Source organism: Enterococcus sp. DIV1444a (genome assembly GCF_051712125.1).
Lineage (GTDB): Bacteria > Bacillota > Bacilli > Lactobacillales > Enterococcaceae > Enterococcus > Enterococcus faecalis.
This window is the reverse complement of sequence record NZ_JBIOOG010000001.1, coordinates 332,325-352,047: the sequence shown is the minus strand read 5'-3', so window position 1 is coordinate 352,047 and position 19,723 is coordinate 332,325. Positions and strand designations below refer to the sequence as shown.

Sequence of the window (19,723 nt, the reverse complement as noted above, 5' to 3'; positions counted from 1 at the left end):
TGTCCCTCGCTCTCTATGTAGATAATTAGAATACTTCTATTATATGAAATTTCACAAAAAAATAGTATAGATTTTTGTAAAATAATTCTTTTATACACCTCACAAGAGAATCCGTTTACATTAATAGAAAAAAATTTTATACTAAAAAAAAGAAACTCTTCGGATTGGAGGCCAATTATGGCAATCAAAGCAATTGTAATGGATATTGATGGTACCTTGTTAACTTCAGAAAAAAAGATTTCACCAAAAACGCGACAAGCATTAGTAGTTGCACAAAAACAAGGCCTCTCACTGATTTTGGCTTCTGGCCGCCCGACTAACGGTATGCGGCCCTTAGCAGATGAATTGGGGATGGCTCATTATAATGGACACCTACTTTCCTATAACGGCGCTTGTGTCACCCATCATGGCAGTCAGCAACAACTATTTAACCAGACAATTTCAAAATCGTTGAGTCAACAAATTTTAGAACATTTAAAACAATTTGACGTAATTCCAATGATTAATGATGAAACATTTATGTATGTCAATGATGTTTTTCATCACACCTTACATTTAGAGACTGGTGATTTTAATATTATTGAATATGAATCACGGGGTGGCAACTTTCAATTATGTGAGTGGCATGATTTAGCCGCCAGACTAAACTTTCCCTTGAACAAAATTTTAATTGCTGGTGAACCCGCCTATTTACAAAAATATCATGAGGCCATCTACGCGCCTTTCAAAGAAACCGTCACCGCTGCTTTTTCCGCTCCTTTCTATTTTGAATTTACCGCTAAAAATATTGATAAAGCGCGTTCTTTAGAAAAACTAACCCTACAGTTAGGCATAACTGCTGAAGAAGTAATTGCTTTTGGTGATGGTCACAACGACTATACTATGTTGGAATGGGCCGGCACGGGAATTGCTATGGAAAACGCCGTTGACGAGCTTAAAAGCATCGCAACGGAAGTCACTTTATCCAACGACAATGACGGCATCGCTGTTGCATTAGCCAACTTTCTTTAAGAATGTTGGTTGATGCAAGCGTACGCCGTCATTTTTTATTGCCTATTCAAATGTCGTGATTTTTTCTGGTGCTAAACGAACAGATTCATAGCCAGTTTCCATGCCCTTACCCACAGATAAAATCATTACTGGGACATAGCGCTCTTGATCTAAACCAAATGTTTCGGCTAATTTTTCCGCTTCAAAACCACCGATTGGATTTGTTTCATATCCGTGAGCTCGTGCCACTAACATAAATTGCATAGCTGCTAAACTCGCATCAATTTTTACGATGTCATTCATTTGTTCTCTGCTTAAACTTTCATAATGGGGAATAATGGCTGCTAATTGTTGGTCCCGCACTTCTTTAGGCATTTTACCACTAGCATAGGCTTGATTGTAAATTTCCTCTCCTCGTTCATGGCAGTTTAGATCACCAAAAATTAAGAGCATTGCAGAAGATGTTTCATTTTGACGCGTATTAAAGCGAATTAAGGGTTTTAATTTTTCTTTGCCTGCTTCACTTTCCACTACGACAAAACGCCATGGCTGCATGTTAACAGAAGAAGGGGCGGTGGTCGCTTCTTGAATCATTGTTAACATTTCTTCATGAGAAATTTTATGGGTTTCATCGTACACCCGAACCGATTTGCGGCCAAAAACAATCTCTGAAAAATCATTCGTTGTATATGTTGTCATTCTATCATACCTCTTTCGTTGTAATGCTTTGATCTAGTTTTGTCAAAAGTTCTTTTAATTGGCGACAGTCGTCCTTTGTAAATGTACTGGGAATAATTTCTGTTACCGTTTGTTGCTTGGCTGTACATTGCTGTAGTTCTTGTTGTGCTTTTTCTGTTAAATGCACTAGCACTTCCCGATTATTTTCTGGATTTCGCTGTCGTGTCACATACTGTTTCTCTTCTAAAATTTTCAAATGGCGAGTGACCGCACCACTATCGATTTTTAAGTGTTCTTGAATCTCCGTTTGAAGACACGGCTGACGTTCTTTTAAAATCATCAGCAACTCATAACGAGTCAAACTCAAGCCAACTTGCTCTTCAAAAACTTTGGTAATTTTTTGATCTAATACCTTTAACTGACATAATAATTGGCTGACTTCCCGTAATGATAACGACATAGTTTCCTCCTTAAAAAGATGACTCGTCAACAATTGACTAGTCGACTATAACTGTTTCTTTCTAAAAATGCAACCTTTTTTACAAAAAAAATAGAACAATTGACGGAGAAAAACTACAGCATTCCCCATCAACTGTTCTATTTTTAATCAACCTATTTTTCGGTAACAGGTTCTGTTGATAACCGCTTAATCCCTAAACCAGTAAACGCACTGACCATTGAGAAAACAGGCGATAACAAACTAAAGAAAACAAATGGTAAGTAAGTCAACGTTGGTACGCCAAAGGTCCCCGCTACGAAGCTACCTGCAATCCCCCAAGGAATGAGGTAATTAATAACCGTCCCACCATCCTCCAAGGTTCTGCCTAAAACAGTCGGATCCAAACCTTCTTTTTTGTAAACTTCTTTAAAGGCATTCCCTGGTAAAATAACCGATAGGAATTGTTCACCAATAAAAATATTTACGCCAATTCCTGTTAATAACGTTGATAAAATCAATTTCGGTGTACTGCTCATTTTCTGCGAAACAACTTCCATGACCGCAGAGATCAATCCTAATTCCATTAATAAGCCACCTAGAGACAACGTTAGAATAATAAGTGCCACAGTCGGCATCATACTCATAATCCCGCCACGGCTTAATAATTGATCAATTTGTGCGTTCCCTGTTTGAGAAACAAACCCATTTTCCAACGTGTTTCCTAATGCCTGCAACGATACTTTCGGATTTTGAATAATAATCATAATTACTGCCACAATAATGTTTAACAAAATCGTGATAATCGCTGGAATTTTGCGCCAGGCACAGATTAACATTAAGGCTAATGGTAACAATGACCAAATGGAAATGGTAAAGTTGTCTTCCAATACTTGAATAACTTGAACTACTTCTGTCAGACTTGTATTCGCGTACGTTTGCCCTAAAATCATAAACAAAATTAGAGAGACAATAAATGCTGGTACAGTCGACCACATCAAGTTTTTTATATGTTTAAATAAATCCGCTTCAACAATCGCTGCGGCTAAGTTTGTTGATTCTGATAAGGGCGACATTTTATCACCAAAAACTGAACCAGAAACAATCGCACCCACAACTAAGGCAGGATTTAACCCTAAGGTACTGCCAATACCAAAAAACGCAATTCCGATTGTTGACATCACTGTAAAAGCACTACCTACTGCACTGCCGACAATCGCACAGACAATAAAAACAGACGGCACAAACCATTTAACACTAATCATTTTAAAACCAAAAACCATAATTGTTGGAATAATTCCTGCTTGAATCCAAACGGCAATCAACGCACCCACTAAAATAAAAATAAAAATTGGAATAATCCCTGGCTTCAAGCCATCAACAATCCCTTTATGCATTTGATCAAATGGTACTTTACGAAACATTGCGTAGCCTAAAATCAATGCAATCACAAACAAAATAGTAATATTTGGCGATATCTTTAAGCCAATCACTCCTGTTGCAATAGCTGCCACAATAATTAATAACACGATACTTGCTTCTCGAACACTCACGGTCTTCTTTTTCAGTTCTTCTTTCATTTCGTTACGCTCCTCTAATCTTTTTTCTGAATACTCTGACATTAAAGGATCTTATGATAACGAATAACCCCTCCACAACTCATTGAAAACGCCTCCTAAAGCTACATAAAAAGAGAGATTCATCCTTAAAGAATAAGGACGAATCTCTCCGCGGTACCACCTTAATTAGAAGCTTACTTGCTTCTCGCTTATGTATTATGTAATTGTTACTACTTATTAGTGTAATTCACAAATAGACTTGATCGATTCGCAGCAACCATCGACTTTCTGAACAAAACATCTATTTCCTACTGGGCTAATAATTTATGAATCTCAATATACCAAGAAGAAACCGACTTGTCAACGAAAATAGCATAAAAAATTTTTTCACACGCCAACAAAAATTACTTTTTCTTTTTGTAAAAATAGAAAGAGGTCGGGACAGCAGCGTTTAACTCCGAGAACCAAGTAGGTACTGTTTAACATCTATTTGCTTTGCAAATAGTGTTTCTCAGCAATAAGAAGGAATTTCCGAAAATTGTCATAAAACACAACGAGGTACGAGTTGATGTTGCATGATACCTACCCGGTGTTCTTTAATTTTTGGAGACCAAGTAGGTATTGTTCATCATCGAATCACTACGTTCTTCGTGATTCTCAACAATTTCGGCTTATTTCCGAAGGACCTTCACCAAGTAGGTACGATGATTTCATCTGTTCATGCTTCACAGTGAAACATCGCAACTCTTAGAGCTGTAGCTCTTTTGAAGGCTGGACTGTGACGAGACGCAAGTCGAGAAAACACCTTAGAAGTTGTTGAGAACGAAGCAACGCGTAGTGTTGCTTCTGTTCCCGCCGTTTATCAGTTTTTGAGCGTGGGACAAAAATCCAAAGTGATTTTTGTTCCACGCTCCTGTTAATTAGTGGGTTGTGCCACCTTGTAGTTGAATATCTTCTTGCGTTTTTACCGCTGCTTCAATCATATAGAACAAAGAATCTGTGATTGCTTCTAATGACATAGAAGCAAACGTTGGTTTATCAATTGTTTGTTCTGGTAGGAACGGAACATGAATAAATCCGCCACGAATAGTTGGATATTTGGTGTTAATTAAGTGTAGTAAGTGATACATAATATCATTACATACAAAGGTTCCTGCTGTATAAGAAATCGTTGCAGGTAATTGGTGGTCGTGACAATTTTTTACCATCGCTTTAATCGGTAAATTTGTAAAATAGGCTGTTGCTCCCTCTTCAACCAACGGTACATCGCTTGGTTGTTGCCCTGCATTATCTGGGATACGCGCTTCCGCTAAATTAATCGCCACTTTTTCAACAGTGACTGTTTGACGGCCGCCTGCTTGTCCAACACAAATCACCATATCTGGTTGATGGGCTTCAATTGCTTCAGCCACCTTTTCACCACTAGTGCCAAAAACAGTTGGCACCTCAACTTTAATAATTTCAGCTCCTGCAATTTCAGCAGGTAATTTTTTGACTGCTTCAAAGGCAGGATTGATTGCTTCTCCTCCAAATGGATCAAAGCCAGTAACGACGACTTTCATTTCGATCATCCTTTCTTATTTGAATAGAATCATATAAACAATTTGGAAAATTAACATGAAAAGTGCAATCGGCAATTGATTTTTAATGACGCCGTACTTATCTTTCATTTCCAACATGGCTACAGGTACGATATTAAAGTTCGCAGCCATCGGTGTTAACAGTGTACCACAAAAACCACATGTTAAGGCAACCATCCCAACTAATGCGGGATCTGCCCCTAAAGAAAAGACAAACGGCACACCAATTCCGACTGTCATCACAGTTATTGCTGCGAAGGCATTGCCCATGATAGCCGTAAAAATAACCATTCCCACAGCATAAATAATAATCCCTACATTAACATTTCCTGCTGGTACTACGGCACTAACCCCTTTTGAAATAATCTCACCAACACCAGCGCTAGTAAAAACAGCACCTAAACAAGCTAATAGCATTGGCAACGTACTAAGAGGACCGACTGTTTCTAACATTTCCGCCGCATCATCAAAAAATACTTTCGGCGTATTATTTTTAGAAAAGAACATCATGATGAAAATTGCTACAAAAACACCAACGCCGACACCAACTAAAGCCCCTAAAGTAGTCAATGTGGCAAAAAGAATCGCAAAAACCCCGATACTTAGTGCGGGAATAAAAATCTTCATTCCTAATTTTTGAGACATTTTTTCCATGTATTCTTTCGAAGGTAAGCGACTTTCCCCTTTTGTCACTTTTTGAAGAATTGCCGGAATTGTCATCACAAAAATAAGTACGCCACAGGCAACTGGTGGAATAAACCGGCCAAAACCGATTAAAATCCCTAAGATTCCCCAGAATAAACTAGTCCCATACGCATGTGGATTGGTTTTATCACGAAAACTACGAAAACTTGTATATAACAAGATAATCCCCATAAAAATGTAAAGGACTTCCAATAATTTTGCACTCAAATCAATACTTGAATCTGTGAAAAAACTCATTTCAGTCCCTCCTGTCCATAATATTTTTTACGTAATCTTTTTTCTTTTAAAGTAAAGTAAATACTTGCCGAAATTAAGGCAACTAAGGCGACTGGTATTTCCACTAAAGCCAATTTACCTAATGTCACTTCATAGCCTAAATCTTTCAATGTTGATTGAACAAGCAATGCCCCAGCCCCACCAACAAACAAAACTTGACCAAAGAACCAACAGATATTTTCCATGGCTGAAGCCATCCCTTTTAGTTCTTCTTCATACTCTGGCACCATTGGTAAATTTTTTGATTCAATTGTTCCTAACGCCATTGGCAAAATAATCGGGCGCACAAAACCTGCTACCCCACCGAAACTTACGTTAAAAGCGGCAAAAATAATCCGAAAGACACCATAAATGTCAATAATCACACCAGCAGATACCTTTTTGAATCGTTTAATCAACGTAGCCGCTGACTCTTTCAAGCCATTTCTTTCTAACGTTCCTGTTGCTAACATAATAATAATAAAGATAGCCATGCCTCGATTATTCACAAAGGTTGTTCCTAGTGTTTCTAGCATCGATGTCAAACCAAGCCCGCCAGTAAAAGCCGTCACTATTAAAGCAACCATCACAATCAAGATAGCATCAAATTTCAATGCGAAGCCGACAATGACGATCAATACGCCTAATAAAGGTAATAAATCCATCAAATCTCTCCTTCTTAAAATAAAATTTCACTTTCCATTATATGCCAATTTTCGCTCATTTGTAAGACTTTTTTAATTTTTAATGTTACTTTTTCTAAAGACACAGTTTCCAACACTTTTTAGAGCTACCACTCGCACTTTTTCCTTTTTTCCGCTAGAATAAAAGAACCAATAACATTGAGGAGGATTTTTATGTTCCAAACTTTTAGAGAAAATTTTCGGCGCCATACCCTATTACGCGACGCCGTCTTTATCGTTATCGGAAGTGCCATTGTCTTTAATCCCGGTGCTTTCTTCCAGTTCGTCGGTTATTTAATTGCTGGTTATTTGATGCTTTTAGGGTTAATTAATATTTATGATGACTACAAAATAAAAAAACAAACAGGTAGCTGGGGACTTGGTTTCGTAACAGGTTTAATCTTTGTTGTCTTAGCAGTAGCCTTTTTATTTTTTGCACCAGTGATCGTTTCGATTCTGCCATTTTTATTAGGGATTAGTATTGTAATAAACGGCCTCGTTCAATTGACTTTTGCTTTAAATACTCGTCAAACAGGCGCGCTTATCTACAGTGTTCTCGTTTTAATCGCTGGAGCCGTTTTAGTTTTCAACCCCTTCAAAAGCCTCTTAGTTTTGATGCAAGTCTTTGGATTTATCCTGATTTTCATGGGAATCATTGAAATTATTGGTCATTTTAGAAATAAAGCTTAACGAAAGGAGCAACTTATGGATAAAGAAAGTACCAAGTGGATCCGCTTTTTAGGTGGGAAAAATTTACTTTACACATTAACTATCCTTTGTCTAATTGCTGTAACTATCTTTTTATTCAACACCGTTTCATTTATCTTTAAACCGATTTTTGTTATTTTCAGTGCCGTCTTAGGCCCGGTACTTTTTGGTATTATTCTATTTTATTTGCTTAATCCAATGGTGAAACGCCTTGAGAAAAAAGTCCCCCGTGTTTGGGCGATTGCGATTCTCTATGTCTTAATTATTGCATTACTCGTGTTAGCTGGACTGCAACTTTTCCCAATTATTCAAGACCAAACGGAAGAGTTAATCAAACAATTCCCAAGTTTTTGGAAAAGCACGCTCCAAACAGTACAACAATTTATGGCTAAAACACCTTTTGTAAAAGATTTAGAATCTGCTAATGAGTCCATTAATCAGCTCTGGAGCAAACTGGCAAACTCCTTTAAAGACTTTGCAGGGGATTACCTACAAACAGGCGCACAAGGTCTGGGAAGCGTCTTTTCTGCAGTCTCTTCTACTTTCCTAACCTTGTTTACAGGACCTATCATCGCCTTTTTCCTTTTAAAGGACAAAGAAAAGTTTTATCGCTTTGTAAAAGGCATGATTCCCCCAGCTTTTCGTCCTGATTTTGATGAATATAGTCAAATTGCCAATATTCAAATTGGCGATTATCTAAAAGGTCAAGTCATTGCTTCGTTGGTTTTAGGGATTATGTATTGGCCAGCTTTTCTATTAATTGGTTTACAATTTGGTAGCATTTTAGCTTTAGCTGCTGGTATTTTATGTATTATTCCTTATATCGGGCCATTTATTGCCTTTATTCCTGGATTGATTATTGCCTTTCAGGATTCCACATTTATGGTAGTTAAATTTGTTATCGTCTGGTTCGCCATCCAATTGATTCATGGTGATTTTGTTATTCCTCGTGTGATGGGCGATAAATTAAAAGTCCATCCAATTACCATTTTACTTGTCTTGTTAGTTATGGGTGAACTGTTTGGTTTAATGGGCGTTATCTTTGGGATTCCAATGTATTGCCTAGTTAAAGTAACGGTCATTTATTTATTCCGCAAATTCAAACAACGCTATAATCGCTTTTATGGTAACAAAGGCGAATATGAATACACAAATTTTACTAAAGATCAATATTTAAAATAATATAATGAAAAAACTGGGACGTAAGCCATTTAGACTTATGTCCCAGTTTTTTACCATACTTCTTTAGCAATTTCTTGAAGTAATTGAACTTTGCGCCATTGTTCTTTCTCCGTCAAACGATTTCCTTCTTCCGTCGAAGCAAAACCACATTGCGGACTAATACTTAAGTTTTCTAAAGGAATAAACTGTTGGGCTTCTTGAATTCGTGCTTTCACTTGCTCAGTCTCTTCTAGTTCAGGAAACTTAGAAGTAACTAAACCTAAAACGACTTTGCTGCCATTATTTTGCCAATGTCTTAATGGTGAAAAGTCCCCTGCACGATCTGAGTCATATTCCAAGAAGAAACCATCATAATTCGTAGCAAATAATTCTTTTGCTATCGGTTCATAACCACCTGAAAATAACCAAGACGAAGCATGGTTCCCACGGCAAATGTGTGTAGTTACAGTTAAATCTTCTGGCTTACCATCCAAGGCTTCATTAATAATCGTGGTACACACTTGTGCAATTTCTTCTGGCTGTATTCCTTTTGCTCGTAATTCTTCTTGTTTTGTCTGATCCGCTAGAAACGCCCAATTTGTATCATCAAATTGCAAATAGCGGCAACCTCTCTCATAAAAGGCCGCAATTGCGTCTTTATATGTTTGTGCTAAATCCTTATAAAAAGCGCCAATCTCTGGATAAATTGTTTGGATACGCGAGGTGCCATCATTGGATAAAATTTCTTGACGTAAAATCATGGTCGGACTAGGGATTGTTGCTTTGGCTACCGTGCCATCACCAACTTCCACCACCTCTTTTAAAAATGAAAAGTCCTCTAAAAATTGATGTTGCGCAGGAAAAGATATTTTATCCACTACGCGGATATTATAGGCCGGAGCTGCTTTTCCATGAAAGGTTTGGTTATACCCCGTTTCTGGGATATAGCCTGTCACGCCATTTAATCCTTCTAAGAAATCAATATGCCAAAAACCGCGACGAAATTCACCATCTGTGATTCCCCGTAAGCCGCCAGCTTTTTGTTTTGCTACTAATGCTTTGATTTCCTCATCTTCAATAAGACGTAGCTCTGCTTGAGATAAAGCACCTGCTTGGACCTTTTTCCGTGCTTTCTTAATTGTTTCCGGACGTAAAAAACTTCCCACATGATCAACTGTAAAAGGGATCTGACTACTCATTTGCCTCACTCTTTCCTATTTTTATTTATAAAAAAACGCCCTTTTACTAGCCGTAACTAGTAAAAGGGCGATTATTATCGCGGTACCACCTTTTTTCGGAAAGATGACTCTTTCCCTTCAACTGACAATCATAATCAGCGGTCTTGTTAACGAAAGACATTACGTTTTTGCCTACGTTTCGACAAAAATTCCTCCTAGGCCATTTTTCGATACAGACACCTAACTTTTTTCACCAACCAAAGTCTCTCTACCAGCTGTCTTGTATTTACTTTCCTATTCAACGGAAATTATTAGATTATAATTAGAATACCACGTTTAGCAAATTTGTCAACGGAGACGGATGAAATAGTAATGAAAAAAGCAGCTTCTTTTCAGAAGCTGCTTACGTCTATTTTTATCGTTGCTGATTAGGCTGAGTGTCCTACGATTGTGCTACCTGAGTAACCAAAACCGACACGTGTAATACCTGGGTTAATTTCCCAATCACGGTGACCGCTACCTGAAGCTGTTACCATGCCTGTTTCATTATACCACGCCATGATTACTGAGTTACCTGGCGCCCACATAATTGCGATAACTTCATCTCCGCGAGACCAGTGATCATTTGGAATGCCGCCTGCTTCAACTTGTGCTGCACGAGCAGTTGCAGAAGCTGCTAACCCTGCATCCCATACTACTGGACGTAAACCTAATGATTGACGTAGAACGTTCAATGCATTGATTGTTGGATCAGCAGAAGGTGTTGGTGTTGGTGGTGTTGGTTTCTCTGGTTCTGGTGTAGGTGTTGGTGTAACTGTTCCACCACCAGTTTCGCCACCATTACTTCCATTATCACTTGGTGTTGTAGGTTGTACTGGTTGTTCTGATGAAGAAGAGCCAGTATTTTCTGTTGCACTATTATCTGTACTTGGTGTAGTTGTTTCAGTTGTTTCAGTTGTTTGTTGCGTGCTTGATTCAGTTGCTGAGCTTGAGCTTGCTGGTGCTTGTGCTTCTGTTGTTGAAGAAGAGGCAACTGGTGCTTCTGCTTTCACTTCAGCTTTAGCTTGAACTGGTTTTGCAGCAGCTTTTTTAGCTTTTTCAGCTGCAGCTTTTTGTTCAGCAGCTAAACGTGCTTGCTCTGCTTCAGCAGCTGCTTTTTGTTTTTCTAAGCCAGCTTTAGAACTTTCAGCAGATGATTGTTCTAATGCTAATGAAGCTTTCATTACATTTAATTCAGATTGTTTAGAAAGTAAATCTTGACGTTTTGTTTCTAATTCAGCTTCTGTTGCTTCAAGTTGTTTCATTTTTTTCTCGTTTTCAGCTTTTTTATCAACAACGGCTTGTTTGTCTTCTTTTTGTTGTTGCATTAAGTCGTTGTTGGCATTTACGATTGTTGAAACAGCTTGAACACGGCTGATTGCGTCTGCAACTGAGTCCGCATCTAAAACTGCATCTAGCATTGTTGTGCTTTGTCCATTAACTTGAACATCGCGTGCTTGATTTTTGATTGCTTCGTTACGTTTTTCAATACGTTGATTCAAGTTTGTAATTTCTTGTTGTAATTGTTCTGATTTTGCTTTTAGTGTTTGCTTTTGTTCACGTAAAGCCATGCTTTCGTCAAATACTGAAGATACTTCTGCTTCTAAAGAAGATACTTGTGAAGCTAAATCTCCTTGTTTTGCTTTTAATGATGAAATTTCTTGATTTTTTTCTTCAATCTTTTTATCAACATTGTCCGCCAAAGCGATGCTTGGAGTAGCAATTGCCGATAGCGTTAATGAACATAGTAATACTGATGCAAATAGACGTTTCTTCACTTGTCATTCCTCCGAATTAATTTCTAAAGTTTATTTAAAATATCTTAATCTTTTCTTACGACAGAATCATTCTACCACACCCATATTTCAATTAAGCAATAGAAATGTTACAAAAACATTTCAGATTACTCGTTCTCTCTCCATAATAGGTAAACTTACCTTTTGTAAGGCTTTCACACCTTGATATCACTGGTTTTCATGTGTTTTCAATTGTTAAACAATTCTTCGATTTTTTTTCATATTTTTTCTTTTTTTATTCAAAATTTGCTTCTTTTTTGTTGATATATGCTTTTTTTCGTAAAATTAATCATTTTTCCTTCTTTTTATCAAACGTTTTTGTTACAAAATGTATTCAAATACAACTTTTTCTATCAAAAAGAGCGTGGGACAAAAATCACTTTGGATTTTTGCTCCACGCTCAAAAACTGATAAACGACGGGAACAGAAGCAACACTACGCGTTGCTTCGTTCTCAACAACTTCTAAGGTGTTTTCTCGTCACAGTTTTGTCCTTGAGAGTTCTCGGAGTTAAACACTTCTGTCCCGACCTCTTCTTGATTTTTTCATTAAAAGACATTTATAAACATTTTTTCTTAACGAATGATTTCGACTTTTTTATCTGTTTTAACTGTGACACGGCCATTTTTAATGACATATAATCGTTCAGGAATATCAATAATCGCATCTTCAACTACTTTTGTGTCTAATAAGACTAAATCTGCTTTATTCCCAACTGCGACACCGTAGCCTTCTAGTCCCATCGCACGAGCAGGACTTGTTGTTACCATTGGTAGCACTGTTTTTAAGTCATCCGCTCCACCTAAGTGCCCAACAGGAATGGCTAACATCGCCGTTTGAACAATATCCCCTGTGCCATATGGTGTAAAAGCATTGCGAATATTATTTGTAGCAATACAGACATTCACGCCACCATCGCGTAATTTACGAATTGGCGTAACAGCACGTCGAACATTGTACTGATCACCACGAGCCCCTAAATGTAAATCCGTTGCTGGTAAAGCCATCACACTAATATTTGCTTCCGCCATTTTTGCAATAATGGGCGCCAATTCTGCTTCTGGTAAGGCGTGCAATGCCGTTAAGTGGCCCACTGAAACACGGCCTTGGTAGCCTTCAGCAATGGTTTTTTCACATAAGTATTCAATACTCATATCATCAGCTTCATCGGCAAAATCTTGGTGTAAATCCACGTCTTTATCATATTTTTTGGCAATTTCAAACACTAAATCAATATGTTCTTTCGCTGGTGCATCATTATAAGGAATCCCGCCGACAACGTCTGCGCCCATATCCATTGCTTCATACATCATTTGTTCTGTTCCAGGAGCTTTAAAAATTCCTTCTTGCGGAAACGCAACTACTTGCATATCAATTAACTCTTTGTATTCTTCTTTCAAACGCATAATTGTTTTGAAGCCAGTAAAACCTTGTGCTGGGTCAAATTCTGCATGCGTTCTTAACGCCGTGGTTCCATGAACGATTAACATTTCTAAAGCACGTTTGGCACGGTCGTAAATGTCTTCTTCGGTAAATGTTGGTTTTAATTCTGCAGTCACTTCAATCGCTTCTTTCAACGTACCTGATTTATTTGGTTTACGATCAGCGATCAATGCTTTGTCCAAATGTAAATGGCTTTCTACAAAACCGGGGATTAAAACACGGCCATCTGCTTCGATGACTTCTTTGGCATCGCCAGTAATAACTGGGGCGATTTCAATGATTTTTCCTTCTTTAATAGCTACATCTTGTAATGCTTCACCGTCTTGAAGACGAACTTGTTTAATTAATAAATCCATGTTTTCCACTCCCTAAATTGTTTTTTATCCAAAGATTAAACCGATAACTAATAATAGTACAGAGGCAATACTTAACCATTTCACGTTTCCTTTAACAACATCCAAAATTGGAATTTGGAAACCTGAAGATAAAGCTTGCATAGTAATATTAACGAAACTCATTTGACTACCTAAACCAACACCCATTGCTACAAAACCTAATGCTAACGGCGGGAAGTTCAACGATACAGCAACCGGTAACACTAAAGTTAAAACAGAACCAACATAGGCCCCGGCTGGAATCCCAATTAAAATCCCTGTTAAAATGGCAACTGGCACGACAATAAAGGCTGGTGCATTTTCGGCAACACCTGCGATTACAGCAAACGTTCCGGTTTGTGCAATAACATTAATAAAGGCTAAGAAAATCCCTACTTGGAACAAACGAGTCAAAATATATGTAGACCCATCTACCATCGCTTCGACAGATTTGTTCATTGAGAAATCTGTACATAAGAAAATTAAAACTAATGTTAAAATCATGTATACAAGTGGCGTAAAGAAGGCAAAACCAATTAAGTCATTCACAATTGGTCCAAAAATTACAGCAAACAATAAGAAGATGGCTGGCAAGGTAATTTTAAATAATTCACCATTGCTCTTTTTATCAAATTCATCATCTGCCGACTCTTTAAAGCCAATCTTTCTGTGTTTCGTTCCCCAAAAGGCTAAAACAATTGCTAAGGCTACGAAGAATAACCAGTAAGGTCGCATGGTTGAAACATATGAACCTACACTGATATCGCCTAATTTTGAAACAATACTTGATTCTAATGAAGCGGGTGATGTTGTAAATGATACCGCAGCAGCTAAAGACATGGCTGCAATTAATTCAGGAACAACGCCAACTGCAGCAAAGGCCAATGGCGCAATAACCATCGCACTTCCGCCACCAATTCCTGACATATATGTGGCTGCGGCTAATAAGATAACAATAAAAGCTGAAACATACTCGACTTTTCCTTTTGTGCCTCGTTTGGCTAAAGTTAATGCGGCTGAATAACTACCTGCTTTAAAGACAGCCATCGCAACAGCTGAATTAATGATGGGAACGGTAATTCCTAACATCATTGGGATAGCTTCCAACATCTGTTTATTCGCTTCTTCTAATCCAATGCCGCCAATCAGCATCGCTAAGACCCCGCCAATTAAACCAGCAATAATCATATCGACTTTCATAAACAATAGAACCAAAACAACAATCAATGGAATAATGACAACTAATGCCATGATTCCTGTCGGGGCAACTACATCCCCAATCTCATCAGCAAAGGCCGCAACTGGCACAAAAATACTAACTAAGAATGCAAAAATAAGTGCTACTTTTGACGATTTTTTCATTTTACTTTCCTCCAATAGAAAGAAGGCGAGAGCAACGCAGCAGCGAATACTCTCTGCGCTCCTCATTATTTGGCAAAGGCACCTTGCCCGCCATATTTATCGTAATGTACAATCTCACTAACTAAATAATCATAAATACTTTGTGGAATTTCAATGCCTTCTGACATGGCTTTTTGATAGTTTAGCTGACCAATTTCTCCTGGGTAGTAAACTTGTTGAAACCCTTCTGCTGTAGGCACACTATGAAGTTCTTCCACCATTTGATTAATATTTTCTTTAAATCGTTCAGAATCTGTAAAGCGGCTTGGATCAATGACTAAAAACATCTGACCCAGATTCCGTTTCTCCGTTAAATCCGCATACATGGAGCTGACATGTTTGCCAAAAGGTAAGCCTAACAACGAACCAGCTAAGACATCGACCATCATCATTAGTCCATATCCTTTTGGTCCTGAAATCGGCAATAAACCTCGTACTTCATAAGGATCAGTCGTTGGCTGGCCTTTTTCGTCTACTGCCCATGTGTCGGGAATTTCAACATCTCTTGAACGTGCATCTAAAATTTTCCCCCAAGCCTGTACTGTCGTGGCCATATCAAACACGACTGGTTCATGACCTGCTCTAGGTGCTGCAAAAGCGATTGGATTTGTCCCAAAATAATTGCTTGTACCGCCAAACGGTACCACCATTGGATCAGATTGACACATTGAAAGAGCAACCATGCCTTGTTCCGCTGCTTTTTTAACATAATACGATAACGTCCCACTATGACTCGTTTGAGAAACGCCAACATATGCTAACCCTGATTCTTTGGCTAGATCAACTGCAGCAGCTAATGCTTCGTTACAAACAAATTGACCCACGCCATTATCGCCATGAAAAATGGCAGTGGACGGTCCAGTTTTTTCAAATGATAATTCGGGGTCAATCGTGATCCCGCCTTTTGCAATCCGTTCCGCATAATAATCCATACGAACCGCCCCGTGTGAATGAATACCGCTAGCATCTGCAAAAGTTAAATGTCGAGCAACTTCTTCGGCATGTTCAGAATGTAAACCAGCAGCTTCTAATTTTTGTTTCATCAGCTTTTCTAATTTCTCCGGTGTAACGACAACCATTTCTTCCATTGCGTTTGCTCCTTTATCATTAATCTTAAAAAAGGGAAAGAAAACAAGTGATTTTCTTCTTCGTCCTTGCATTTCCTCCCCTTTTTTCACTACTTATTGCTACTGTTAAAGACAGTATAGTCAATTTCATCCACTGATTTTGCAACTAGAATAGCAGAGTAAACATCTGAATTGACATTTAAAATTGTTCGTAACATGCCAACAAACCATTCGACCCCTGCAAAAATTGCAATACTTTCAATGGGTAAACCCATTTGCGGAACAATCACTGCCAGTGAGACTAAGCCCGCACCGGGAACAACTGCGTTTGCTAGTGAGACAAACGTTGCTGTAATTGCTAAGTAAATCATTTTCGTAATATCAAACTCTAGCTGATACATCTGAGCGATAGTCATTACAGTAAAAGCCATATGCATCGCTGAACCGTTACTGTTTAACGACATGCCTAATGGCAACACTAAGTTAGTAATCCGCTTACTTAAACCTAATTTTGTTTCTGTTTCTTCCAAAGCTACTGGTAAAGTAATTGCTGAAGAAGTTGTCGCCAAGGCCATCACAGACATATTTTTCATGTTTGTGATTAAACGTAGTGGACTTACTTTGCAGTACAATGTGATAACCAAAATCCAGATGCCCAAAAATAAAATAGTTCCTAATCCGTAGACCAATAGATACTTCACTAACGGTAAAATAATTTGAAGGCCTAAGTGACTAATTGTTGAAGCAATTAAAGCAAAAATCCCCAGAGGTGCTAGATACATAACGTATCGAATGACTGTAATGATAACTTCATTAAAGTCCACAATTATTTGGAAGAGTTGTGTCTCTGGATGGCTTTGTAAGTATTTATTCAGTGCTAAACCAAAAAATAATGCAAAGACAATAATTTGAATAATCGATCCTTGAGTCAGTGAATCAAAAATATTTTTCGGAACGAAATTTAAAATCGTATCAGTGATTGAGATTTCTTGCGCTTTAATAGAAGCATTTTGAAAGCCAGTCATTTTAACACCGTATCCTGGATTAAAAATGACTGCCATTAGGACGCCCCATAAAGCAGCAGCTAAGGAGGAAATCCCGAAAACAGCGATTGTTCTGCCCCCAAGGCTCGTTAATTCTTTTGGATTAATACTGCCAACTGCTTGGACAATTTGTCCTAAGATTAAGATGGGAATGGCCATTTGCATCAGTCGCAAAAAGACATCTCCAACTATTTTCAAGTAATTGCCGCTAGCAGGAATCAAGAGTCCTACGAGGATTCCTACGACAACAGCAATTGCAATTTGGGTGATCATGGACGGTTTTTTCATGGTAAACTACCCCTTTTGACTGATCACAGTTCCTGCTTCTTTATCGATGTTTTCTAAGTTTTCGATAGAAGTAATGATTGCTTTCCGTTTGTCATCACCTTTTACGAAGTCTAAGGCAGCTTCGATTTTTGGTAGCATGCTACCAGCAGCAAAGTGACCTTCTTTAATGTATTCTTCTGCTTCGGCTACACTGATTTGTTCTAATGCTTTTTGATCTGGTTGATTGTAATTAATGTAGATGTTATCAACGCCTGTCAAAATAATCAAACGGTCTGCATCAACGTTTTCAGCTAAAACACGTGCAGAAAAATCTTTGTCGTTAACCGCTTCCACACCTACGTATTGTCCGTCTTCTGCTACGACAGGAATGCCCCCGCCACCAGAACAGATAGTTAAAACATCCGCCTCTACTAAAGCACGTACCGCCTCTTTTTCAACAATTTCTTTAGGCATTGGTGATGGAACGACTTTTCGGTAGCCACGGCCAGCATCTTCCACATACGTAGAGCCATCTTTGGCTGCTTCCGCGTCAGCTTCTTCTTTTGTATAGAATGGACCAATTGGTTTGGATGGTTTTTTAAACGACGGATCTTCTTTGTCCACGCGTACTTGCGTAACTACAGAAATAACTGGTTTAGCAATGTTACGTTTTTCAAACTCATTAGTTAAAGCATTTTGTAACCAGTAACCGATGCTTCCTTGTGTCATCGCAACACAAGTATCCAATTTCAACGCTGGATTTTTTTCACTTTCGCCTGCTTTTTGTTGTAAAAGCAAATTCCCTACTTGTGGGCCGTTTCCGTGACAGACAATGACTTGTTCCCCTTTGGCAACAAATTCTGCAATATATTTGGCCGCGTGATTAACGACGGCTTTTTGGCCTTCATCTGTTGGATCTGTATCTAAAATAGCATTCCCACCTAGGGCAATTACGTTTAAACTCATTGATTGATTCGCTCCTTTTTAGTAAAGCAAAGACAAAATCTTTTCAGTATCGACGGATAAGAAATAATTTGTTTACGAAATGAAAGATTTTGTCTTGCTCATTTTGATTGTTTCAGTCATTATCGAAGGGATAATTAACCTAATTTCGGTTTACTTTCATCTTTAGCTAAGAAAGCAAAAGCTAGTAAACCAATAACTAATAGTACACAAGAAAGATAGAAGCCAACTTGCATTGAGCCTGCTGTATCTGCTAAATATCCTGTGACATACGGTGCTAGGATTGACCCTGACATCCCGATAAAATTATAGGCACTTAACGTTGTTCCTAAGGCCGCTTTTGGTGCATGTTTGGTAACAAAAGTCACCATAATTGGATCTAATGCTAATTTTCCTGTTAACCCATAAAGAATTAAAACAGAAATTAACAATGTCCGATTTGTTACAAAAGCAATCGCAAAGACAGATAGGATTGCTAAAGGTACTAATGTAAAGACTAATTTTTTCGTCGCACCTGTTTTATCATTCAAACGAGCGAAGATTAAGGCGCCTGGAATCGAGGCCCATGGTACAAGTGATGAAATGAAACCAACGCTCGCTCCTGTAAAGCCACGTTCAGCAATTAAAAATTGTGGCAACCAAGTAATAATGACAAAGTTTGCATAAATACTTGTGAAACATAAAATAAATGCGGCTAATAAATTACGATTTGAGAAAATTTCTTTTAATGAGATCTTTTCTTGTGGTCCTTCTTCAGCAGCTGCTCTTGCAGCTTCTTCACCAGGACGAATCACTTTTTCTTTCAAAATTGTATAGAAAAGAATTCCTACGATAAACGTTGGAATCGCCATAATAAAGAACGGTTTGCTCCAATGTTCACCATTTTCTAAAACCAACTTACTTGAAAGTAAGTACCCACCTGATGTACCGAAGGCCATCCCACTATTGATGATGGCATTACCGATGGTCCGTTTACTTGCTGGAATCGCTTCTGTCGATAGCGCATATTGCGGGCCATAGTAAGCGCCTTGACCAATACCAGCAATTGCACGAATGACTAAAAACATAACAAAGGTTGTCGCTAATCCACTAAAATAAGTAGAAATAGCAAGAACGATAAACCCAACAGCAATGACTAATTTCCGCCCAATTTTATCGCCAATCATCCCAAAAGGAATCTGTGCAACAGCATAGGTTAGAAAGAAGATACTATTGGCTAAACCAAGTTGTGTGTTACTTAGACCAAATTGTTCTCCAATGACCCCCATCACTGGATTAAAAATAGTTCGTGTTGCGTACATTAAAATCCAACCTACGAAGAAAATGGCTACGACTTTAATCCAGTAACTATTGCTCACTTGCACTGCTTGATTTTTTTTACTATTCTCCATGTCTTCT

Annotated in this window: 17 protein-coding genes and 2 other annotated features; of the genes, 3 read left to right on the top strand and 14 right to left on the bottom strand. The window is 38.2% G+C overall.

Annotation, left to right across the window (positions count from 1 at the left end; translation table 11 throughout):
• Window positions 1–177: 177 nt before the first annotated feature.
• Window positions 178–1,011: a Cof-type HAD-IIB family hydrolase gene (locus tag IGI87_RS01930; protein WP_438736116.1), complete on the top strand. Its 834-nt coding sequence runs from the start codon at window positions 178–180 to the stop codon at window positions 1,009–1,011.
• A gap of 42 nt (window positions 1,012–1,053) precedes the next feature.
• On the opposite strand, the gene IGI87_RS01925 is transcribed toward IGI87_RS01930, so the two are convergent.
• The 6 genes from IGI87_RS01925 to IGI87_RS01900 all read right to left on the bottom strand — a co-directional run bounded on the left by IGI87_RS01925 (window position 1,054) and on the right by IGI87_RS01900 (window position 6,868).
• Entirely contained in the window at window positions 1,054–1,689 is a 636-nt protein-coding gene (locus tag IGI87_RS01925) for a nitroreductase family protein (RefSeq protein WP_002358386.1), read from the bottom strand.
• A 4-nt stretch (window positions 1,690–1,693) separates the two neighbouring features.
• Window positions 1,694–2,128 (bottom strand): MarR family winged helix-turn-helix transcriptional regulator, encoded by a 435-nt coding sequence (locus IGI87_RS01920; RefSeq protein ID WP_002362972.1) that lies wholly within the window; start codon window positions 2,126–2,128, stop codon window positions 1,694–1,696.
• 152 nt (window positions 2,129–2,280) lie between these two features.
• A complete protein-coding gene (nhaC, locus tag IGI87_RS01915) occupies window positions 2,281–3,726 on the bottom strand; it encodes a Na+/H+ antiporter NhaC (RefSeq protein ID WP_162782605.1) in 1,446 nt (481 codons plus the stop codon).
• Window positions 3,727–3,815: 89 nt separating this feature from the next.
• Window positions 3,816–3,991 (bottom strand) — a binding site (T-box leader).
• Between the two features lie 592 nt (window positions 3,992–4,583).
• A complete protein-coding gene (pcp, locus tag IGI87_RS01910) occupies window positions 4,584–5,225 on the bottom strand; it encodes a pyroglutamyl-peptidase I (protein ID WP_113794821.1) in 642 nt (213 codons plus the stop codon).
• Between the two features lie 15 nt (window positions 5,226–5,240).
• The gene (locus tag IGI87_RS01905) at window positions 5,241–6,185 is read right to left on the bottom strand and encodes a DUF979 domain-containing protein (protein ID WP_113794820.1); all 945 of its coding nucleotides are present in this window, start codon (window positions 6,183–6,185) and stop codon (window positions 5,241–5,243) included.
• A complete protein-coding gene (locus tag IGI87_RS01900; RefSeq protein ID WP_438736115.1) occupies window positions 6,182–6,868 on the bottom strand; it encodes a DUF969 domain-containing protein in 687 nt (228 codons plus the stop codon). Before IGI87_RS01900 ends, IGI87_RS01905 begins: the two co-directional genes overlap by 4 nt.
• 192 nt (window positions 6,869–7,060) lie before the next feature.
• Here IGI87_RS01900 and IGI87_RS01895 point away from each other — a divergent pair, with 192 nt between their 5' ends.
• Complete coding sequence (locus IGI87_RS01895; RefSeq protein WP_104853838.1) at window positions 7,061–7,576, top strand: HdeD family acid-resistance protein; 516 nt, start codon at window positions 7,061–7,063, stop codon at window positions 7,574–7,576.
• A 15-nt stretch (window positions 7,577–7,591) separates the two neighbouring features.
• Window positions 7,592–8,776, top strand: coding sequence for an AI-2E family transporter (locus IGI87_RS01890; protein ID WP_104853837.1), 1,185 nt, complete (start codon window positions 7,592–7,594; stop codon window positions 8,774–8,776).
• Window positions 8,777–8,826: 50 nt separating this feature from the next.
• Here IGI87_RS01890 and IGI87_RS01885 read toward each other — a convergent pair whose 3' ends face one another.
• From IGI87_RS01885 to IGI87_RS01850, 8 genes are all read right to left on the bottom strand, one after another.
• On the bottom strand, window positions 8,827–9,954 hold the full coding sequence (locus tag IGI87_RS01885) for a 5-methyltetrahydropteroyltriglutamate--homocysteine S-methyltransferase (RefSeq protein ID WP_104858234.1): 1,128 nt from the start codon (window positions 9,952–9,954) through the stop codon (window positions 8,827–8,829).
• Window positions 9,955–10,014: 60 nt separating this feature from the next.
• Window positions 10,015–10,244 (bottom strand) — a binding site (T-box leader).
• A 117-nt stretch (window positions 10,245–10,361) separates the two neighbouring features.
• A complete protein-coding gene (locus IGI87_RS01880) occupies window positions 10,362–11,750 on the bottom strand; it encodes a PcsB-like coiled-coil domain-containing protein (protein WP_438736114.1) in 1,389 nt (462 codons plus the stop codon).
• 592 nt (window positions 11,751–12,342) lie between these two features.
• Window positions 12,343–13,566, bottom strand: a complete 1,224-nt coding sequence (locus IGI87_RS01875; protein ID WP_164982914.1) for an amidohydrolase family protein — start codon at window positions 13,564–13,566, stop codon at window positions 12,343–12,345.
• 24 nt (window positions 13,567–13,590) lie between these two features.
• On the bottom strand, window positions 13,591–15,012 hold the full coding sequence (locus IGI87_RS01870; protein ID WP_373879335.1) for a citrate transporter: 1,422 nt from the start codon (window positions 15,010–15,012) through the stop codon (window positions 13,591–13,593).
• Window positions 15,012–16,073: an ureidoglycolate dehydrogenase gene (gene allD / locus IGI87_RS01865; RefSeq protein WP_002413499.1), complete on the bottom strand. Its 1,062-nt coding sequence runs from the start codon at window positions 16,071–16,073 to the stop codon at window positions 15,012–15,014. The genes IGI87_RS01870 and allD overlap by 1 nt, the downstream gene beginning before the upstream one ends.
• 89 nt (window positions 16,074–16,162) lie before the next feature.
• Window positions 16,163–17,383 (bottom strand): dicarboxylate/amino acid:cation symporter, encoded by a 1,221-nt coding sequence (locus IGI87_RS01860; protein ID WP_104853833.1) that lies wholly within the window; start codon window positions 17,381–17,383, stop codon window positions 16,163–16,165.
• A gap of 6 nt (window positions 17,384–17,389) precedes the next feature.
• Complete coding sequence (gene arcC / locus IGI87_RS01855; RefSeq protein ID WP_002355252.1) at window positions 17,390–18,328, bottom strand: carbamate kinase; 939 nt, start codon at window positions 18,326–18,328, stop codon at window positions 17,390–17,392.
• Window positions 18,329–18,462: 134 nt separating this feature from the next.
• Window positions 18,463–19,716 carry an MFS transporter gene (locus tag IGI87_RS01850; RefSeq protein WP_002355251.1) on the bottom strand — a complete coding sequence of 418 codons (1,254 nt, stop codon included), beginning with the start codon at window positions 19,714–19,716 and terminating at the stop codon, window positions 18,463–18,465.
• Window positions 19,717–19,723 lie beyond the last annotated feature (7 nt).